17 protein-coding genes are annotated in these 18,606 nt (G+C 72.9%); 10 read left to right on the top strand and 7 right to left on the bottom strand.

Annotated features, from left to right (window positions below):
• The 3 genes from KR546_RS04635 to KR546_RS04625 all read right to left on the bottom strand — a co-directional run.
• Window positions 1-989, bottom strand: a 989-nt coding sequence (locus KR546_RS04635; RefSeq protein WP_238443527.1) for an AAA family ATPase, incomplete at its 3' end; no start/stop codon positions are given.
• Window positions 970-2,130 (bottom strand): exonuclease SbcCD subunit D, encoded by a 1,161-nt coding sequence (locus KR546_RS04630; protein ID WP_238443526.1) that lies wholly within the window; start codon window positions 2,128-2,130, stop codon window positions 970-972. The genes KR546_RS04635 and KR546_RS04630, both read right to left, overlap by 20 nt.
• 7 nt (window positions 2,131-2,137) lie before the next feature.
• Window positions 2,138-3,802, bottom strand: coding sequence for an ATP-binding protein (locus KR546_RS04625; protein WP_238443537.1), 1,665 nt, complete (start codon window positions 3,800-3,802; stop codon window positions 2,138-2,140).
• Between the two features lie 205 nt (window positions 3,803-4,007).
• Between KR546_RS04625 and KR546_RS04620 the strand changes: the two genes are divergently transcribed.
• Entirely contained in the window at window positions 4,008-4,631 is a 624-nt protein-coding gene (locus KR546_RS04620; RefSeq protein WP_238443525.1) for a hypothetical protein, read from the top strand.
• Between the two features lie 40 nt (window positions 4,632-4,671).
• The gene (locus KR546_RS04615) at window positions 4,672-5,124 is read left to right on the top strand and encodes a universal stress protein (RefSeq protein ID WP_238443524.1); all 453 of its coding nucleotides are present in this window, start codon (window positions 4,672-4,674) and stop codon (window positions 5,122-5,124) included.
• A gap of 22 nt (window positions 5,125-5,146) precedes the next feature.
• Here KR546_RS04615 and KR546_RS04610 read toward each other — a convergent pair whose 3' ends face one another.
• Window positions 5,147-5,524 (bottom strand): MGMT family protein, encoded by a 378-nt coding sequence (locus KR546_RS04610; RefSeq protein ID WP_238443523.1) that lies wholly within the window; start codon window positions 5,522-5,524, stop codon window positions 5,147-5,149.
• 17 nt (window positions 5,525-5,541) lie between these two features.
• Between KR546_RS04610 and KR546_RS04605 the strand changes: the two genes are divergently transcribed.
• On the top strand, window positions 5,542-6,036 hold the full coding sequence (locus KR546_RS04605) for an SRPBCC family protein (RefSeq protein ID WP_238443522.1): 495 nt from the start codon (window positions 5,542-5,544) through the stop codon (window positions 6,034-6,036).
• Between the two features lie 9 nt (window positions 6,037-6,045).
• On the opposite strand, the gene KR546_RS04600 is transcribed toward KR546_RS04605, so the two are convergent.
• Complete coding sequence (locus KR546_RS04600) at window positions 6,046-6,474, bottom strand: cupin domain-containing protein (RefSeq protein ID WP_238443521.1); 429 nt, start codon at window positions 6,472-6,474, stop codon at window positions 6,046-6,048.
• Between the two features lie 86 nt (window positions 6,475-6,560).
• Between KR546_RS04600 and KR546_RS04595 the strand changes: the two genes are divergently transcribed.
• A complete protein-coding gene (locus KR546_RS04595) occupies window positions 6,561-7,502 on the top strand; it encodes an ATP-dependent DNA ligase (protein WP_238443520.1) in 942 nt (313 codons plus the stop codon).
• A 1-nt stretch (window position 7,503) separates the two neighbouring features.
• Here the strand turns inward: KR546_RS04595 and KR546_RS04590 are convergent, their stop codons facing one another.
• Complete coding sequence (locus KR546_RS04590; RefSeq protein ID WP_238443519.1) at window positions 7,504-8,682, bottom strand: low temperature requirement protein A; 1,179 nt, start codon at window positions 8,680-8,682, stop codon at window positions 7,504-7,506.
• A gap of 147 nt (window positions 8,683-8,829) precedes the next feature.
• Between KR546_RS04590 and KR546_RS04585 the strand changes: the two genes are divergently transcribed.
• The 5 genes from KR546_RS04585 (at window position 8,830) to KR546_RS04565 (ending at window position 16,256) form a co-directional block, all read left to right on the top strand.
• Window positions 8,830-10,065: a PQQ-dependent sugar dehydrogenase gene (locus KR546_RS04585; RefSeq protein ID WP_238443518.1), complete on the top strand. Its 1,236-nt coding sequence runs from the start codon at window positions 8,830-8,832 to the stop codon at window positions 10,063-10,065.
• Between the two features lie 129 nt (window positions 10,066-10,194).
• Complete coding sequence (locus KR546_RS04580; protein ID WP_238443517.1) at window positions 10,195-11,172, top strand: NAD-dependent epimerase/dehydratase family protein; 978 nt, start codon at window positions 10,195-10,197, stop codon at window positions 11,170-11,172.
• Between the two features lie 70 nt (window positions 11,173-11,242).
• Entirely contained in the window at window positions 11,243-12,865 is a 1,623-nt protein-coding gene (locus KR546_RS04575) for a GumC domain-containing protein (RefSeq protein WP_238443516.1), read from the top strand.
• The gene (locus tag KR546_RS04570; protein ID WP_238443515.1) at window positions 12,862-14,055 is read left to right on the top strand and encodes an O-antigen ligase family protein; all 1,194 of its coding nucleotides are present in this window, start codon (window positions 12,862-12,864) and stop codon (window positions 14,053-14,055) included. The genes KR546_RS04575 and KR546_RS04570 overlap by 4 nt, the downstream gene beginning before the upstream one ends.
• Entirely contained in the window at window positions 14,052-16,256 is a 2,205-nt protein-coding gene (locus KR546_RS04565; RefSeq protein ID WP_238443514.1) for an oligosaccharide flippase family protein, read from the top strand. Before KR546_RS04570 ends, KR546_RS04565 begins: the two co-directional genes overlap by 4 nt.
• Before the next feature lie 26 nt (window positions 16,257-16,282).
• On the opposite strand, the gene KR546_RS04560 is transcribed toward KR546_RS04565, so the two are convergent.
• The gene (locus tag KR546_RS04560) at window positions 16,283-17,455 is read right to left on the bottom strand and encodes a hypothetical protein (RefSeq protein ID WP_238443513.1); all 1,173 of its coding nucleotides are present in this window, start codon (window positions 17,453-17,455) and stop codon (window positions 16,283-16,285) included.
• 199 nt (window positions 17,456-17,654) lie between these two features.
• Between KR546_RS04560 and KR546_RS04555 the strand changes: the two genes are divergently transcribed.
• The gene (locus tag KR546_RS04555; RefSeq protein ID WP_238443512.1) at window positions 17,655-18,581 is read left to right on the top strand and encodes a sulfotransferase family protein; all 927 of its coding nucleotides are present in this window, start codon (window positions 17,655-17,657) and stop codon (window positions 18,579-18,581) included.
• The last annotated feature ends 25 nt before the right edge of the window (window positions 18,582-18,606 follow it).

Genomic DNA, 18,606 nt, shown 5'->3' with positions numbered 1-18,606 from the left:
CCGTGCCACCGAGCGCGTTCTTGACCTCCTTGATCTCGCCGAGGTCCAGCTGCTCGACGACGAAGCGCCGCGAGATGCCGGGCGCCTGGTTGAGGACCGACTTCCCAGCGAGACCGCCGGACAGCCCCCTCTTCGAGGGACTCGGCGGCCGCGGACTCCCGGGCTGCCAGCTCGGCGAGGTCGTCCGGAGCCTCGACGGCGTCCAGGGCCGCGACCTGGCGTTCGAGCTCGGTCACCCGGTCGGCCTGCGCGCGCCCCTCGGCCAGGATCTCGTCGAGCTCGGGTCGCGCATCGTCGATCTGCGCGATGGCCGTGGCCAACGCCTCGACCCGGCTCGCGGCGGCCTCGACCGCCTCGTCGGTGGCCTGCTCGCCGGCGGCGTCGAGCTGCTGGGCGAGCACGCCCGCCCGGGCCTCCGCCGTGGTGGCCCGGGTCCGTGCGGCCTGGCCGATCCGGCCGAACACGGCGAGGTCGAGCAACTCGACCAGCAGGCCCTGGCGCTCGGAGGCCCTCGCGTGGAGGAAGCGCTGGAACGCGCCCTGGGGGAGCACGACCGTGGTGGTGAAGTGCTCGTAGCCCAGGCCCAGCACGGTCTCGACCGCCTCGGTCAGCTCGTCGGCGGTGGCGGCCACGACGACCGCGTCGTCGGGGTCGTCACCCCGCCAGCGTTCCAGGCGCGCCTCCTTGGTGGACGCCCCCGTCGCGGTCCGTCGCACCACCCGCACCGCGGTGTAGTGGTCGTCGCCGACCGCGAACGCCAGCCGGACCCGTGCCTCGTTGCGCCCGTTGGAGATCACCGGGGCGACCAGTCGCTTGTCGCCGTAGCGGGCCACCACGCCGTACAGCGCGAAGGTCATCGCATCGATGATCGAGCTCTTGCCCGAGCCGGTCGGCCCGGACAGCACGAACAGGTCCGCGTCGGTGAAGTCCAGGGACGTGGGCTGGCGGAACGACGCGAAGCCCTCGAGGTCAAGCCTGGTCGGGCGCAAGGCTCGCCTCCCACAGCTCGTCGAACAGGGCCCGCACGGCGGGGTCGTCCTGGCCGGTCTCCTCCAGGTACATCGCGAACAGGTCCGCGGGGGAGCGGTGGAAGTCCTCGAGATCCCAGGTCTCGGCCCCGTCGTCCGGCTCGTCCTCGCGCTCGACCCGCACGTCCACGACGTTGGGGAACGCCTCCCGGACCTCGTCGGCCAGCCCCGGCCGGCCCGGCTCGGTCAGCACCAGGCGGACGTGGGCGTCGAGGAGTTCGTCGCGGCGTGCCTCCAGGTCAGCGACCCGGCCACGCACGGTGCGCAGCGGTCGTCCTTCGTGGAGTGCGACCGGGGTGACCGACGCGGGCAGCCCCGGCTGGGCCTCGACGAGGATGACGGCCTTGTGGTCACGCTCGACCTCGCCGAAGTCCAGGTGCAGCGGGGATCCCGCGTACCAGGTCGGGCAGGGTGCCGCGACCTGGTGGGGCTGGTGGAGGTGGCCGAGCGCGACGTAGGTGGCCGACGCCGGGAAGATCGCCGGCGAGACGAGGTAGTCGAAGATGTGGGCCGCGCGCTCGCCGCCGCCCAGGACCGGGGCGCCGTCGGCCACGGTCAGGTGGGTGGCGAACACGTTGACCATGTCGTCGCCGAAGTCCCGGGTGAGCGTGGCGACCATCCGGCGGATCCGCTCCGCGTAGCGGACCTCGTGGTCGTCCGCCCGGCGCTCCATCAGGTGGCGGCTGCGCACGATCCCGCGCTTGGAGACGAACGGCAGGACGGCGACCCGGGTCTGCAGTGCCGGGAACGTCAGCACGCCACCCTCGTCCGGGCCACACGGCTCGCCGACGATGTGGACGTTGGTGCCGTCCAGCAGCCGGTGGATGGCCTGCCAGCGACGCGGGTTGTCGTGGTTGCCCGAGAGCACCACGACCTCGGCGCCGGTGGCCGCGAGGTCGCGCAGGGCCTGGTAGACGATCCGCTCGGCGATCGGCGTGGGCGACGCCGTGTCGAACAGGTCACCGGCGACGACCACCAGGTCGACCGCCTCGTCGTGGGCGATCCCGGCGATCTCGGCGAGCACGGCACGGTGCTCCTCACCGCGGGAGCGGCCACGGATGGCCCGGCCGACGTGCCAGTCGGAGGTGTGCAGCAGCTTCATGTGGTCCTCAGAACGGCAGCCCGTCGTCGGAGGAGGCGACGTCGGCGAAGGGATCGTCGGGGTGCTCGTCGACCTCGTCCCGCGGCGCCAGGGACTCGCCGGCCTCGCTGGCCCGGGTGGCCCAGGCGGGGAACGGGAACTCGATGACCAGCGGCACCGGGATCTGTGGCTGGGACAGGATCATCGTCCCGGGCTTGATGATGGTCGAGCGCCGGCGCTGCGCCTGGGGCAGGAACCCGTACTCGCCCCGACCCGCCTCGGCCGCGTCCAGCCTCCCCACCACCCGGATGGCCGAGTTGGCGATGATCCGTCGCTCGACCTCCGATGCCGTCTGCTGTGCACCGATCAGGATCATGCCGAGGCTGCGGCCCCGCTCGGCCATGTCCAGCAGGATCTCCTTGATCGGGGAGGTGCCCTCGCGTGGGGCGTACTTGTTGAGCTCGTCCAGCACGACGTAGGTGAGTGGCTCGGAGGTGCCGGAGCGTTCCTTCATGTCGAAGGCGCGTCGCAGCACGACCCCCACGACGAAGCGCTTGGCCCGGTCGTTGAGGTTGTGGATGTCCACGACCGTGACCTGGGCGTCCTGGCGGATCCGGTGGCGCTCGGGCTCGGGGAGGTCGCCGCGGACCAGGTGGCCGACGTCGCGGGCAGCGCCGGCCAGCCGCCGCACGAAGGCGTGGATGGTCCCGATCCCGATCGCGCGACCGGCCCACAGCTGCTGGTGGGCCTCGGACTCCAGCCGGTCGGTGATCGCGTCGACCAGGTCGGCGAAGGTGCGGCAGGTCACCCCGTCGAGGTTGATCGCGCCGTCACCCAGCGGCTGCATGGTCTTCCTGAGCTGGGCGGTGACCTGGGACACGACCATCGTGTACTGCTGGCGCTCGTCGCCGGCGTCGGCGAACAGGAACGGAAGCAGCTCGAGCTCGCAGAAGTCCTGCAGGGTCCAGAAGTACGACGTCACGCCGTGGCCCCGCGAGGTGACGTCGGGTGCGGCCGACGCCGAGGTGCGTCGCGGCGGGGCGAAGAAGCCGGCCGAGGCGAATGCCGTTGCGGGCAGGCCGACGGCGGCGTAGCGCGCGGCCTGTTCGGGTGGGAGGCGGGTGTTGCGGTGGTCGAGGAACAGCAGGTCCTCGCCCTTGACGTTGAACACGATCGCCTTGGTGTTGGTCGCGTTGTCCACGGCCCCGGAGGTGAACAGGGCGTGGAGCAGGAAGCAGGCGTAGGTGGTCTTGGTCGCCACGCCCGACACGCCCGAGATGTTGACGTGGGCACCACGGGTGCCGTCGAGGAAGTCCAGGTCGAGGTAGACCGGCTCGTCGTTGCGTGACAGCCCGGCCGGGAGGCGGGTGTCGAACTGGTCGAAGAACAGCGCCATGTCGCGGTCGTGGCCGACGGCGCGCACCACCGGCTGGCCGGGCAGCGGTGGCACGAACACCTCGGGCTCGAACCGGGTCGGGTGGACCTGCGCGGCCTCCGACGACTGGGTGGGCAGCAGCCCGTCGGCGGACAGGAACACGTCGGAGTCGAACCGGGCGCCCTCGGACCGTGCCCGGACCTGGTTCACGACCCCGTAGATGCTGACCGGGTCGGTGCCGGCCGGGTGTCGCTCCAGGGCCACGACGTCGTCGAGCTGCAGGTACTGGTCGGGCCGGACCGCGACCCAGAACTCCATCGGCGTGGCATCGTCGGTGCCCAGCACGCGGCCGACCTCGACGGGCGCGTCGGGGTCGGGCTCGGGATCGGCCTCGGGGTCGGGCAGGTCGGTGCTCACGGAACTCCGCAACGGTCGGGCGTCGTGGTGTCGAGGCTAACCAGCGACTGGGACCACCCCCGCCTACCGTGCGGCTCGGACCGACGACCTCGACGCGGGAGTCCACGTGCTGTTCCCGAAGGAGCGCTGGGAGGGACTCGCCGACGGATCGGTCACGGTGGCCTTCCGACGCTGGCGCCGACCGACGGTGCGGACCGGCGGCACCCTGCGCAGCCCGGTCGGTCGACTGGCGATCGACGAGGTCGCGGTGGTCGACCGCGACGCGGTCACCGATGCCGACGCACGTGCAACGGGGGCCGTGGACCGTGCCGAGGTGCTCGAGGCACTGGATGCGCGCCCCGACGGGGAGATCCACCGCATCCGCTTCCACCGGCTGGACGAACCGGACCCACGCGACCTGCTCGCGGCCGACGACGACCTGTCCGACGACGACCTGGTGGACCTGCGTCGGCGCCTGGACCGAAAGGACCAGCGGGGCGAGCGCGCGCCGTGGACACGCCGGGTGCTGCGGCTGGTGGGCGAACGGCCCGAGGTGGCGGCAGGCGAACTGGCCGACGAACTCGGCTGGGACCGGCTCGACCTCAAGCGGGACGTGCGCAAGCTCAAGGTCCTCGGGCTGACCGTCTCGCATCGCGTCGGCTACTCGCTGTCACCACGCGGTCGGGCCTTCCTGGCCGCCGAGGCGGATGGTGACGCGTCGACCACTGGACGGCGAGGGGCCGACCACTAGGGTGAGGAGAGGTCGCGCGGATCACTGCGAGGAGGATCACGTGGATGCGATCATCGCCGTCGGGGTGGACGGCTCGGACCACTCCATTCGAGCGCTCGAGCATGCCGTCGACGAGGCCAGGCTGCGGGGCGGCCGGGTCGTCGCCGTGCACGCCTGGCGGCCCACGACCTGGTTCGGCCAGGTCGACCATGCCGGGGCCATCGTGCCCTACGAGGAGCTCGAAGCCCGTGCCGGGCAGGTGCTCGCCGAGGCGCTCGAGGCCGTGGGCGACGACGTGGAGGTCGAGGCCACCACCTACGAGGGCCCTCCGGCGGAGGTCCTGGTCGAGCTGAGCCAGGAGGTGGACATGGTCGTCGTCGGGACGCGTGGACGGGGTGGCTTCACCGGACTGCTGCTGGGATCGACCAGCCGACACCTGACGACCCACGCCGCCTGCCCGGTGCTGGTCGTGCCGGCCGGTGCCGACGGCGGGTCGGCCACCGACGGGGCCTGACACCGGCGCCGCCGCAACGTCGTCAGTGCGTGCCGTCGCCCGCCGGCGACTCCTCGTCGACGAGGAGCCGGTCGCGGAAGCGATGCCCCTCGGCCTCGAGCAGTGGCTGCTGCACCGGTGCATGGGTGCGGTAGAGACGTCCGTCGACCGGGACCACCCGCCACCACGGCAGTCCGGGGACCCGGCGGAGCACGTTGGCCACGGCCTGGCCCGCACCGGGGTGCCCGGCCTCGAGGGCGACGTCGGCGTAGCCCATGACGTCGCCGGGCCGCAGCCCCGCCACCACGTCGACGACATGGCGCTGGAAGGTCGTGAGGTGGTCCGGCGGGTCGGCATGGCCACCGGGTGGCCGGGGAGCCGAGGCGGGGTCGGGGGCCGTATCGTCATCGGGGAGTCGCATGCGGTCCGAGGATGGCGATGGGTGGGCACCGACGCAAGACCCGACGCCCGGGGGCGTCCCCCGCGGGCGGGATCGCCCCACTCGTGGGCAGTCGGGTCGTGCCGGCCCGCCACACGGAGGTGTTCGACCTGCTCGACGACCTCCACAACCACGACTGGATCGGGGGCCGCTGGCTCGACGTCGTCGACGTGGCCGACGACGGTGCACCGGCCCGCGGGGCGACCCTGGTGCTGCGACGTCCCTTCCTGCCCGATCGGACCGCCGTGTCCACCATCGAGGAGCGGCGCCGCCCGACCCGGCTGGTGGGCACGGTCGAGGTGCCGGGGGCGGCAACGGCGCGCCTGGCATGGGACGTGGCGCCCAGTGACGGCAGGACCCTCGTCGTCCTGACGGTCACGCCGCTCACGCTCCGCCGGCGCGACCGGCTGTGGCTGGCAGCCGGTGGTCGACGGTGGATCCAGGCGCGCATCGAGGCGATGCTGGGTCGGTTGGAGGACCGGGTGGGTGCGTGAGCGGGTCCGTCACCCTCCCGGTGTGAACCCCGGGGGTGCGAGCTCGAAGCCGTCGAAGTCGAACGCCGGCGAGACCGTGCACCCCACCAGGGTCCAGTCACCGGTCGTGTGGGCGGCCTGCCACCAGCCGGCCGGGACGCGCACCTGCGGCTGCTGTCCACCGTCGAGGTCGGCGCCCAGGAGCTCGGTGGAGGGTGCCGTGCGGTCGTCCGGCGCGATGTCCAGCGCCAGCGGGGCACCGGCGTGGAAGTGCCACAGCTCGTCGGCGTCGACCCGGTGCCAGTGCGACCGCTCGCCAGCCGCGAGCAGGTACAGGATCGCCGTGCCGGCCCCACGGGAGCCGTCGCCGGGGTCGTGTCGCCAGGTCTCGCGGAAGTGCCCGCCCTCGGGGTGGGGGGCAAGGTCGAGGCGGGCGATGACGTCGTCGGCGGTGGTCATGTCGGGGAGGCTAGACCGCGCCGCCGGACCTGCCGCCCGTCCGGACCTACGATCGGCTGCCGGACCGACGAGGGACGGAGCCCCCGGTGCCACCGCTGGAGCCGATGCTGGCGACGCCCGGCACCGAGGCGCTCGTGTCCGGGTCCGGCTGGACCCACGAGTTCAAGTGGGACGGCATCCGGGTGCTGGTCGTGGCCGACGGCGACCGGCATCGGCTGCTGACCCGCAACGGCAACGACGTCGCCGTGGCGTGGCCGGAGCTCGCGCCACTCGCCGCCGACCTGCCGCCGGGCACGGTGCTGGATGGCGAGGTGGTGGTCCTCGACGACCGGCTGCGGCCGGACTTCTCCCGCGTCGCGGCCCGGATGCACGTCCGCAACGAGCTCCGGGTGGCGACCCTGCGGGGCTCGCACCCCGGTCGGCTGATGGTGTTCGACGTGCTGCGGGTCGCGGGGGACTGGGTCGTCGACGAGCCGCTCGGTGCCCGGCGCGACCGGCTGGGCGGGCTGGTCGGGGACGGCGCGGCGTGGGCAGTTCCTCCCAGCGTGGACGACCTCGCCACGATCCTGGCCGTCGTCGACGAACGGGGCATGGAGGGTGTCGTGAGCAAGCGGGTCGGCTCCCGCTACGAGCCCGGCGTGCGGTCGCGGTCGTGGCGCAAGCTCCGGCGCGTGCGCGAGGCCGACGCCGTGGTGGTCGGGATGCGGGGCGTCGACGGGGCCACCACCGGGCCGGTCGGCTCGCTGTCCCTGGCGCGATGGGATCCCGAGCGCGCCGACTGGGTGACGCTGGGCTCGGTCGGCTCGGGGCTCACGGCGAAGGAGGGTGACCGCCTGGCCCGACTGCTCGGCCCGCTGGCCGTCGAGGCGCCCGTCGTGGACCTGCCACCCGACGTGATCGCCGTGCGCCCCGAGGTGGTGGTCCGGGTCTCGTACCTGGAGGCCACGCCGCAGGGTCACTTCCGCCACCCCGTCTACAAGGCCCAGCGTCACGACGTCGACCCGCGTGACGTGGTCGACGAGGCCTGAGTCAGGCGGTCGTCGCGACGGTCGTGGGCGTCCGGACCCGGATCGACTCCACGACCAGCATCACGGCCAGCGTGGCGTCGAGCACCAACACCAGCCACAGCCCGTGCAGTCCGGACGCCGTCAGCAGGAACGCGGCCACGACCACCATCGCGCCGACGCGCTCCCAGCCGACGATCCGGAAGGCCCGCCACACCGCGCCGGCCACCCCGCCGAGGAACAGGCACACGCCGGCCGCGAGCATGACGCGGAACTCCAGTGGCAACGGCTCCTTGGGATGCAGCGTCACCTCCTCCAGGGCGGCGGCCGACGCGATCACGCCGGTGACGATGGGGACGTGCCACAGGGTCCACACGTCGCGGGCGAACCGCCCCCGCTCGGGACCTTCGAGCTGCTCGGCGCCGTGCTCCCAGGCGGGCAGGGGTCGGTCGAAGTAGGCCCACCACAGCAACCCGGCGAACACGCCGGCGGCGCCGAGGGTCACCAGCAACACCGTGCCGGTCGCCGCGGCCCCCTCGGCCTCCCCACCGACCACGTTGGAGATGCCCAGCGCCGTGGCGACGATCACCTCGCCGAGCGCGATGATCACGATCAGGCCGTGTCGTTCCGCGAAGTGGCCGGCGCGCACGATCCACTGGCGGCCACCCGCCACGCGCATGCCCAGGATCGCGACGACCAGCAGGGCCAGCACCCAGGCGATCGTCCGGGCCGGGTCGGGCAGGAACGCCCCCACCACCACGATCCCCATCGCGATCCAGTTGGGGACCGCGTAGCTGCGGATCGAGCGGTACTCGACCGAGTCGTTGTCCAGGCCCACGATCATCGTCAGCAACCCCATGGCCAGGATCACGGCCTGGGAGAGGGCGAACACCGGCCCGCCGGTGTCGTAGGCGGTCGTGACCGACGCGCCCATGGGGATCGCGGCGACGGTCGCGACCAGGAACCACGCCCGCACCGTGCGGCTGTTGCCGGACACGGCGTTGGCCGACCAGTGGAACTGTGCCCACGGGATCCACAACAGCATGAACAGCAGGAGGGTCCGGCCGGCCCCCGACCAGGTCGGCTCGTGGATCAGTCGGTACACCAGCTGCGAGAACGCGTAGACGTAGGACAGGTCGAAGAACAGCTCGACCGGGTCCGCGGTGAAGTCCTCCTGTCGAGGAGGGATCTCGAGTCCACGCATCGTCGGTTCCCCCGGATGGCGTCGCCTGCGCCGGACCCACCCTAGACAGTCGCGTCGGCGGCGGCCGGCGCACGGGGATCGGGCGACGGGATCGGGTTGCCGGACCGGTACGGTCGGACCGGCGGGGCGTCACGTCAGGGAGCCTGCATGCACCGCACCGTCCGCCACTGCGTCACCATCGTCGCGCTCGTCGGCCTGTTCGCACTGGCGGCCTGCGGGGACGATCCCGTCGACGCCCCGGATCCGGCCTCGGACACGACGAGTGCGGGGACCTCGCCGCCCGCGGTCGGCCCGGTGCCCGGATCGCCGTCCCCGGCGCCTGCGGCACCGTCACCATCGGGCGGGTCCAGCGCCACGCCCACCGCGTCGGGACCGCCGGCATGGGAGGAGCTGGCCACGGGGTTCACCGCGCTGTCGGCCACGATGGTCGACCCGCGCACCGACGACCTGCTGGTGGTCGAGCTCGAGGGCCGCATCGCCGGCCTCGACGGCACGGTCGTGCTGGACCTCACCGATCGGGTCACGGTCGGGTCGGAGCAGGGCCTGCTCGACGCCACGCCCAGCCCGGACGGCACCCGGCTGATCGTGCACTACAGCGGCGACGGCGGTCGGACCGTGCTGTCGTCCTTCGCCGTGTCGGACGACCCCTCCACGGGCCTGGCGGACGCCGCGGCCGAGACCCGGCTGCTGACCTTCGAGCAGCCGGCCAGCAACCACAACGGCGGGTCGGTCGTGTTCGGTCCCGATGGCTGGCTCTACCTGGCCCTCGGGGACGGTGGCCAGGCCAACGACGCCTTCGGCAACGGCGCCGATCCGGGCACGCCGCTCGGGGCGATCCTGCGACTGGACGTGACGTCGGACCCGGCCGTCGCGGTCCCGGCACCCGACAACCCGTTCCTCGACGGGGGCGGCGACCCCATGGTCTGGGCGCACGGCCTGCGCAACCCGTGGCGGATCGCGACGGACGGACAGCGCTGGTTCGTCGCCGACGTGGGCCAGGACGCGGTCGAGGAGGTCAGCATCGTCCCGGCCACGCCGGGACCACACGACCTGGGCTGGCCCGAGTGGGAGGGCGACTTCTGCCGGGTGGACGTGTGCGAGGACGACAGCATCCAGCCGGTCGCGACCCTGTCCCACACCGACGGGGCGTGCTCGGTGATCGGGGCGGCCGTGGCCGACGCGCCCGCGGTGGACCGGGGGCGGTTCTTCTTCACCGACCTGTGCGACACCCGGGTCTGGCAGGTCGACCCCGCCACCGGGACGGTGACCGAGGACGTGGCGCTGCCCGACGAGGTCCGGCCGTTGGCGCTGGACACCGATGGGCAGGGCCACGTCCTGGCCCTGACGTCCGACGGACGCGTGCTGCGACGCGTCCGCTCCTGACCCCGGCGCGGGTCCGGGGCAATTGTCCCTTCCGGCATCCCCCGGGGTGCGGTTCAGTCGAGGTCGACGCGGTCCGTGTCGCATCTGCGCCACGGACCGCGCACCAACGGTCAGGACTGGGGGGACCAGATGGGTGGACACGAGGCTGTCGCCATCAGCAGTCGTCGCGTGCTGGTGACCGGGGTTGCGGGCTTCATCGGCTCCCACCTCGCCGAGGCACTGCTGGATGCCGGCAACGAGGTGGTGGGCGTCGATGCCTTCGTCGGCTTCCACGGGGCGGAGCACAAGCATCGCCACCTGGAGTCGTTGCGCCCGCGACGCGGGTTCACCTTCCACGAGCTGGACCTGCGACACGCTCCGCTCGAGCCGGCGCTGGACGGCGTCGACGTGGTCGTGCACGAGGCCGCACTGGCCGGGCTGCCGACGAGCTGGGCCGACGTCGACTCGTACGTGACCTGCAACATCACCGGGACGGCGCGGCTGCTCGAGGCCGCCCGCCACGCCGGGGTGGCCAAGTTCGTGCACGCCTCGACCTCGTCCGTGTACGGCCGCGACGCCGTCGGGGACGAGCTCCAGCAGACCCGTCCGGTGTCGCCCTACGGCGTGTCCAAGCTGGCGGCCGAGAAGCTGGTCATGGCCTACGTCGAGCTGCACGACCTGCCGGCCACCGTCCTGCGGTACTTCTCGATCTACGGGCCACGCCAGCGTCCGGACATGGCCTACCAGATCTTCATCGAGGCGCTGGCCGACGGCCGACCGATCACGGTGTTCGGGGACGGCCACCAGTCGCGCTCCAACACCTACGTGTCGGACTGCGTGGCCGCGACGGTCGCGGCGATCGACGGCGCCCAGGTCGGCGAGGTCTACAACGTGGGTGGGGGTGTCACGCTCGAACTGCGCGAGGCGATCGAGCTGATCGCACGGGCCATCGGGGTGACGCCGAAGGTGGTCCACGGGCCATCCCGACGAGGGGACCAGCGGGTGACCTCGGCCGACTTCTCCAAGGCGCGGGACACGTTCGGCTACGAGCCGGCCGTTGCACCACCGGAAGGACTGGCTGCCCAGGTCGACTGGGCCCTGGCCGCACGGATGCAGGACGCCGCCTGAACAGCCATGGCGGTCGGTCGCGATGCGGGGAAGGGGGTTCGCCGCAATGGGACGTCTCGAACAGCAGTCCATGACGCCGCAGCTCGACGCGGCGCCGGAGGCCACGCGTGCGCTGCGGCCGATCGCCGTCTGGCGACGTCGTCGCCACGTGATGGTGGTCGCGGCCGCGGTGACCTTCGTCCTCGCGGTCCTGGCCGTCAAGGCGTTGCCGGTCTCGTACACGGCCACGAACCGGTCCGAGGCGGTCGGCACGGAGGTCGACCCACTGTTCGGTGGGACCGGCGGCCGCACCCCCGAGAAGGAGCTGGAGGTCCTGCTCACGGAGTTCAGCGACGACTCCCTGGCGGGTCGGGCCGCGGAGCTGGTGGGGGTCGACCCCGACGACGTCGACCTGGTGGTCACCAGTCCGCGCGAGACGCTGGCGGTCGACGTCGCCGTGACGGCAGGCGACCGTGCCGTCGCCGTCGCCGTCGCCGACACGATCCCGGAGCTGGTGGCCCAGGACCGGCTCGCGGCCCTGGAGGACGCTGCCGAGCAGGCGGCCGGCGAGTTGCGCACCCGCGCACAGACCGCACTGGACCAGGCGGCCCAGCAGCAGGCGGAGATCGACCGGCTGCGTGCCGAGGACGCAGACGGCCCCCTGTTCGTCGAGGAACAGGTCCGAGACGCCCTGGTCGCCAAGTACACCCAGCTCGCCCTGCAGGCCGACGAGGTCACGCGGGTGGCGAGCCTGCGCCCGGTCGGCTTCGCGATCACGACGCCCGCCGAGGAGAGCGTCCGGACGCGACCCCCGGACGGCCTGTCGCTGTACCTCCTCGCCGCGTTCGTGGCGATCGTCGCCGGACTCGCCGTCGCCATGGGGCGCGAGCTGGTGGGCGACAGGATCCAGGCGGAGAACCTCGATGACCACGGGACCGGTCGCCACCTCGGGAGGATCCACCACACGGGCGAGAACCTGTGGCGGCCCGACCTCGGCGAGGTCGCGGGCAGGCTCCGGACCCTGCCCGCCTTGCAGGGACGGGTCCCGGTCCTGCTGTCCGTCGTCGCACTCGGGGTGGCGCCGGGCGTGGTCAGCCGCACCGTGGGTGGCCTGGCGTCGTGGTTCGGACTGAGCGGGATCGACGCCCCGGTCGTCGACGTCGACTTCACCGACGTGCTGGCCGAGCCGCCCGGCCGGGACGGGCGGGCCGGGGCGCCCGGCCCCGCCGAGTCGGCCACGGTGTCCGACAGCGACCCCTTCGTCATGGCCGAGAGTCGCGACCGGATGTCGCCGGTGGTCGGAGCAGGACATCGGGTCATCGAGATCCGCCGGGCGGGTGGCACGATCCTGGGTGCGGCCTACTCCGACCGTGCCGTCGACGGGATCACCGGCTATCGGCGCAACCACGACGTGGTGTTCCTCGACGCGACCAGGAGCGGTGTCACCTGGTGGGCCGAGACCACCTTCCGCCCCGAGTTCGCCCTGGTCCTGCTCGGGGGTGGGGTGGCCAGCCACGCCCACTACGACGCCGTGCGCACCCGCCTGGCAGAACTGGCGGTGCCGGTGCTGACCATCGTCCTCGAGCCGGCCAGGTGGAGCTCCCTGCACCGGGCGCGACGGCTGGTCCTGTCCCGGCTGGCGCCCCTCCGCGAACGGCTGGCCGCCCGGCGGGGGGTCCGTGCCCCGGTGGCCGAGCGGTCGGGCATCGAATGACCCTGTCCCCGGGGATCGACCTGCGCCACCGGGTTGATCCCGGCATCCCCGCGCTCCGGGACGTCGACGCCCTGCTGGTGCTGGGCGCGGTGTTCGGCGCAGGCTTCCTGGTGCCCTCCATCGGGGGCGACCTGGTGATCGCCGACGTTTTCGTCATGGCGGCGATCGTGCTGTGGCTGCCGGGGCTCGTGCGCGGTCAGCCACGCGGGGTGCTGCGGGCGGTGTCCCTTCCCCTGCTGATCATCCTGCTGGGCTCGATGCTGGCAGTCCTCGCCATGGGCATCGAGGTCTGGATGGTCCGTGACCTCGTCAAGGACGTCGCCGCGTTCGGGTCGTTCCTCGCCGCGGTCACGCTGTTGCGTCGGATGGGGCCGCGGGGTGTGCAGGCGGTCGCGGGTGCTGCCGCCGTGGGCACCTGCATCGTCGTCGTGATGCTGCTGGCGGAGACCGGCCTGCGCGCCCGTGGCGTGTTCCCGAACCCCAACGTCGCCGCCCACTTCCTGGGCGCCAACCTGATCGTGCTGAGCCGGGCGCCGATCCCGCGGTGGCTGCGCCTGCCGGCCATGGTGCTCGCGGTCGTCGGCCTGGTGGTCACCGGGTCGTTCGGTGCCCTGATGATGGTGACCGGTGCGTTCGCCTACCTCGAGCTCGGGGCGGTGACCAGCGGGCGGGTCACCAATCGGCTCCGCCTGGTCATCCCGGTCGTGGTGGTGGCCGCAGCCGTGCTGGCGATGGTCAACCTGCCCTCGTCCACGAGCGACTCGGGCTTCAACGCCAAGCACCTCGACCGCAGCACCACCGGACGGATGGGCAAGTGGACCGCCACCGTCGAGGTGGTCATCGACCACCCCCTGGGCATCGGCCCCGGCAGCAACCGCGCGCTCGGCCTGCTGCCGGAGCAGCAGGAGGCCCACAACGAGTACCTCGCGTACCTGTCCGAGCGCAGCATCGTCGGGCTCGTCGGCATGGTGGCGTTGTACGGCGCCCTGTGGCGTTACGGGCGACGCGGCGGGCTCACCCGGGCCTTCGTGATCGGCTGTGCACTCCAGAGCCTGGTGCGCGAGACGTGGCACTACCGACATCTGTGGTTGCTGCTGGCGCTGGCCGTCGTGCTGGACGAGCGCGTGACCGGTGACCTCGCGCCGGAGGTGCGTCGGATCCGTCGCCGCGCGGTGGCCCGCCTGCCATGAGTGCAGCACCCCGGGCCAGCGGACGCCAGGCCGTCCACGGGATGGCCTGGACGAGCGGGGGCTACGCGGTCCAGGCGGTCGCCCAGTTCGTCGTCCTGGCCCTGCTCGCCCGTTTCCTCACCCCGGTGGAGTTCGGTCTCGCCAGCGGCGCCCTCGTGGTGATCTCGCTGGCCCGGATCGTCACCGACTCGCTGGTCGGCCCGGCGATCACCCAGAAGCCGGACCTGACCGACGAGCATGTCCGCACCGCCTTCGTGCTGGCGGTCGCCGCGGGGATCGTGGGCATGGCGGCCCTGTGGGTCGGTGCGGATCTCGCCGCTCGGCTGTTCGCGATCGACGGGCTGGGCCCCGTGCTGCGTGGGCTGTCGCCGATCCTGGTCGTGGACGCCCTCAGCACCGTGCCGATCGCCCTGCTCCAGCGTGACCTGGCCTTCCGACGACTGGCCCAGGCCGAGGCGTTGTCCTACGTCTTCGGCTACGCCCTGGTCGGCTGCGTGCTGGCCGTCGCGGGCACCGGTGTGTGGGCCCTGGTCGCCGCCCAGCTCGCCTACGCCGCCGTGCGCAGCGGGCTGACCCTGGCCTGGCGGCCCCACCCACGCGGTCTCGTGCCGGACCGCGTGGCCGCGGCCGAGGTGCTGCGGTACGGCGCCGGCCACACACTCGGCAAGTCCGCGAACCAGGTCGCGCTCCAGGGCGACTACTTCGTGGTCGGGCGGTGGCTGTCGGTCGGGGCCCTGGGGGTCTACGGACGTGCCTACCAGCTGGCCGTCAAGCCCGCGATGCTGTTGGGGCAGGCGCTCGACAAGGTGCTGTTCCCGGTCATGGCGGCGCTGCAGGACGATCGGGCCCGACTGGCCGAGACCTACCGCCGCTCGGTGTCGCTGGCGGCGTCGGTGTCGGGTCCCATGGCCATCATGGGGGTCGTGCTGGGACCCGAGATCGTCGCGGTCGTGCTGGGATCCCAGTGGGACGCCGCCGTCCTGCCCTTCCAGGTGCTGGCGGCAGGCCTGGTGGCCCGCACCGCCTACAAGCCGTCGGATTCCCTGGTCAGGGCGTCGGGACGGGTCTACCGCCGTGCCTGGCGCCAGTTCGTCTACGCCGGGCTGGTCGTGCTCGGTGCGTGGGTCGGGACGTTCTGGGGACTGGGTGCCGTCGCGGCCAGCGTGGCCGTCGCGATCCTGGTCAACGCCCTGCTCATGGCCCACCTGAGCCTGGACATCGTCGGCATGCGGTGGTCGGGCTGGCTCGGAGCCCACGGGCGTGGCCTCGCCCTGGCCGGCCTGGTCGGGGCGGTCGCGGTGCCGTCGACTGCCTGGCTGCGCGCCACGGGCGCCGGGTCCCTGGTCGTGCTCGTCGGTGTCTCGGCCCTGGTCGTCGTGGTCGTGGGGATGCTGGCGGTCGTGGCCCCGCGCACGGTGCTGGGCCCGGACGTGCAGTGGTTGCTGTCCCGCGTGCGACGACGACGGTCCGGGCCGGGTCGCCCGGCGCCGCGTCGTGGTGCCATCGTGGCCGTGCTGGGGGCCGACGGGTCGGGCAAGTCGACCCTGACCGCACGGCTGGGTGGCGACCTCGCGGACGTGCTGCCCGGCACGCCGGTCGAGTGGCTGTACCTGGGCAGTGGTGACGGTCCGGCGGCGTGGTACCGCCGGCCGATGAAGGCCGTCCGGGACCGGCTCGACCCGCCGTCGACACGCAAGGGGGTGCCGGGACCCGCCGGGGCCCGCTCGTCCGGCCTCCGGGCGACCCTGCGGACCTCGCTGCGGACGGCATGGGCGTGCACGCTCGCGGCGGAGAAGGTCGGCAAGACGCGCCACGCGGACCGGGCCCGCCGGCGCGGGGCGATCGTGGTCTGCGACCGGTACCCCCAGACCCAGTGTCCGGGCGGCAACGACGGCCCCCTGCTGGACCACTGGTCGGCGAGTGCCTCGGGCGTCCTGCGGGCCGTTGCGCGGTGGGAGTGGCGGGCCTACGAACGGGCGCTGCAGGTGCTGCCCGACCTCGTCCTCAAGCTCGACGTTCCCGTCGAGGTGGCGCACGGGCGACGTCCGGGCCTGGACCCGGAGTACCTCCGGGCGAGGGTCCATCTCGTGCGTGCCCTGGACCTGGGCTGCCCGACGGTCGTCCTGGACGCCTCGGCGCCGCCCGACCGGGTCCACTCGGCCGCGGTGGCGGCGATCCGCGAGGTCGTCACGGTCGCCTGACCGTTCACTGGCCCGGCCCGGGCCCGTCAGGCGCGACGCCACAGACCGGTCCGGGCGGCCATGAGTCGGTCGGCGGGGTTCGTCCCGGCGACCCCGATCACCGGTCCGGGCCCCTCGGCCGCGTCGTCGACCGGTCGGTCCAGGTCGAGCTCGAGGTCCGGTGCCGGGATCCCCGTCGGCCGCCGGCCGCGCGTCGCGGGATGGTCTGCCACGAGCGCGATGCCACCCCGCCCGGCCACGGCGCGTACGCGGCGTGCGGCGCGGCCGGGGTCGTCGGCGAACGTCACCACGTGGACGACGAGGTCACGACGGAGCCAGGCGTCCAGGTCCGCCACCAGCCGTGCCCGGTCCTCCGGGCCGGCACCGACGACCGCCACCACCAACCCGCCGTCGGGGAGCGTCTTGCGTCGGTCCCTGGGCGCCAGGGTGCGTCGCCCGAGGGCCACGATCCGGCGCCCGGCCTTCAGGGTGGTGTCGACCACCGGGCCGCGGCGTGCCAACGGGCGCAGTGCCCGGACCAGCTCCCGTTCCAGGCGCACGCGCTCGCGTCCCGAGGTCGTCGTGGCCAGGGCATCACGGCAGCGGGTCCACAGCGCGCTGCCGACCTCCGGCAGCAGGTCGTCGACCAGGGCCTCGCAGGCCCCGGGGTCGGCCGCGGCCACGAGCTGGTCGAACTCGCGTTCCTCGGAGGGCGCCAGGTCGGCCTGCAGCATGAGGATCGCGTCCCACGCGAAGTGCTTGACGACCATCCGCAGGACGAAGACGACCAGCTCGAACTGGGGTGCGGGGAGGAGCCACGGTCCCTCGCGGCGACAGGCCGCCAGGTACTCGACCTCGATCGGGAGCCGGTGGTTCTTCGTCATGTCGTCGCCCAGCACCAGCATGGTGTGCAGGTGCACGTGGACGGGACGCTCCAGCCGCGGGTCGTCCCCGTGGTAGTCGAGCACGCCCGGGATGCGTCGGGACGCCGGGGGCAGGGCCTGCACGAAGCCCCGCCCGTGGAGCATCGCCCGGCACGTCCCGACCTGGTCACGACGGACCAGCAGGTCCAGGTCGTTGATCCCGGCCGCAGACGCCGCCAGGGCCTCGTTGCTCTTCCAGTGGCACCACTGGATGCCGGCCTGGTCGAGGCCGACCAGCACGCTGCGGACCGGGTCGACGAGGTCGCCGGCCGTGCCCGTCGTCGTTGTCGTCGCCATGGCCAGCCACCCCCATGCCCGTTCCCAGCAACTGCCGGGAGACTAGACCCCGGTGGCAACGACGAGAGGGGGCGAATGTCCCTACCCGCAACCGGCCTCGGGGAGTTCCCTCGTCCTCGTGGTGGGGGAACGACATCGCCGCACGGGAACCAGCACGCACGCCATGGGGGTGGGAGTGGCCGCAGGACTTCGAACGCCCGTGATCATCCTGGGCAACACCAGGTCGGGCACCAGCATCCTCCAACGGAGCCTGTCGCGACACCCCGACCTCGTCGGCTGGTACGAGCCACGCACGCTGTGGCAGGTCGCCGACCCGGGGCGACGCCACGACGAGTACGACGCCGGCGACGCGACGCCCCGGGTGCAGCGCTACGTGCGTCGTCGGTTCCTGCGCTTCCAGGAGGAGCACGGCGGGTCGACGGTGGTCGAGAAGACCCCGGCGAACATCCTGCGGGTGCCGTACGTGCGGGAGATCTTCCCCGACGCCACCTACCTCGCCATCGTGCGTGACCCCTTCGCCTTCCTGAGCTCGGTGGAGCGCAAGTGGCAGAAGCCGGTGACGGCGCGTGGTGCGTGGCGCCGCCTGGGCGAGACCCCACCGACCCAGGTGCACCACTACGCCCGCAAGTACGCCCGTCAGTTGTGGGACAAACACGTCTCCGGCTCGGAGTACCTGTCGGTGTGGGGACCGCGCTACCGGGGGATCCAGGACGACCTGCGCCACCACGACCAGCTGACGGTGATCGCCCGCCAGTGGGCGATCCCGTCGCGACTGGCAGCCGAGGCACTGGCGGCGTTCCCCGACGACCAGCTGCTCTGCCTGCGCTACGAGGACTTCGTGCAGGACCCGATCGCACACCTCGAGCGGGTCACCCAGCACTGCGGCCTGGAGATGACCGACGAGATGGCCACCGCGGCCGATCGCAAGGTCGACCCGTCACGCATGGACAAGTGGCGTCGGTTCGATCCCGCGGACCTGGCGCGACTCCTGCCGGAGTTGCTCCCGGAGATGCAACGCCACCGCTACGCCGTGCCCGACGAGGTCCGCGCTGCCGCCGTCGAGCTCGGCGTCGCATGGGACCTGTCCACGCCCCCAACGCAGCCGGTCGGCAATGTTCGGCACTGACGACCTCGACCCACCCGGACGTCCG

This window comes from Salsipaludibacter albus, from assembly GCF_019798055.1.
GTDB classification, from domain to species: Bacteria; Actinomycetota; Nitriliruptoria; order Nitriliruptorales; family Nitriliruptoraceae; genus Salsipaludibacter; species Salsipaludibacter albus.
Note: the sequence above shows the minus strand (reverse complement) of the source record. Positions and strands in the feature narration are given on the sequence as shown.

Coding starts and splice junctions, on each gene's coding strand:
- KR546_RS04570 (WP_238443515.1), top strand. CDS start 12,862: ATGACCCTGTCCCCGGGGATCGACCTGCGCCACCGGGTTGATCCCGGC.
- KR546_RS04625 (WP_238443537.1), bottom strand. CDS start 3,802: ATGGAGTTCTGGGTCGCGGTCCGGCCCGACCAGTACCTGCAGCTCGAC.
- KR546_RS04605 (WP_238443522.1), top strand. CDS start 5,542: ATGGGTGGGCACCGACGCAAGACCCGACGCCCGGGGGCGTCCCCCGCG.
- KR546_RS04575 (WP_238443516.1), top strand. CDS start 11,243: ATGACGCCGCAGCTCGACGCGGCGCCGGAGGCCACGCGTGCGCTGCGG.
- KR546_RS04590 (WP_238443519.1), bottom strand. CDS start 8,682: ATGCGTGGACTCGAGATCCCTCCTCGACAGGAGGACTTCACCGCGGAC.
- KR546_RS04560 (WP_238443513.1), bottom strand. CDS start 17,455: ATGGCGACGACAACGACGACGGGCACGGCCGGCGACCTCGTCGACCCG.
- KR546_RS04630 (WP_238443526.1), bottom strand. CDS start 2,130: ATGAAGCTGCTGCACACCTCCGACTGGCACGTCGGCCGGGCCATCCGT.
- KR546_RS04610 (WP_238443523.1), bottom strand. CDS start 5,524: ATGCGACTCCCCGATGACGATACGGCCCCCGACCCCGCCTCGGCTCCC.
- KR546_RS04580 (WP_238443517.1), top strand. CDS start 10,195: ATGGGTGGACACGAGGCTGTCGCCATCAGCAGTCGTCGCGTGCTGGTG.
- KR546_RS04565 (WP_238443514.1), top strand. CDS start 14,052: ATGAGTGCAGCACCCCGGGCCAGCGGACGCCAGGCCGTCCACGGGATG.
- KR546_RS04585 (WP_238443518.1), top strand. CDS start 8,830: ATGCACCGCACCGTCCGCCACTGCGTCACCATCGTCGCGCTCGTCGGC.
- KR546_RS04600 (WP_238443521.1), bottom strand. CDS start 6,474: ATGACCACCGCCGACGACGTCATCGCCCGCCTCGACCTTGCCCCCCAC.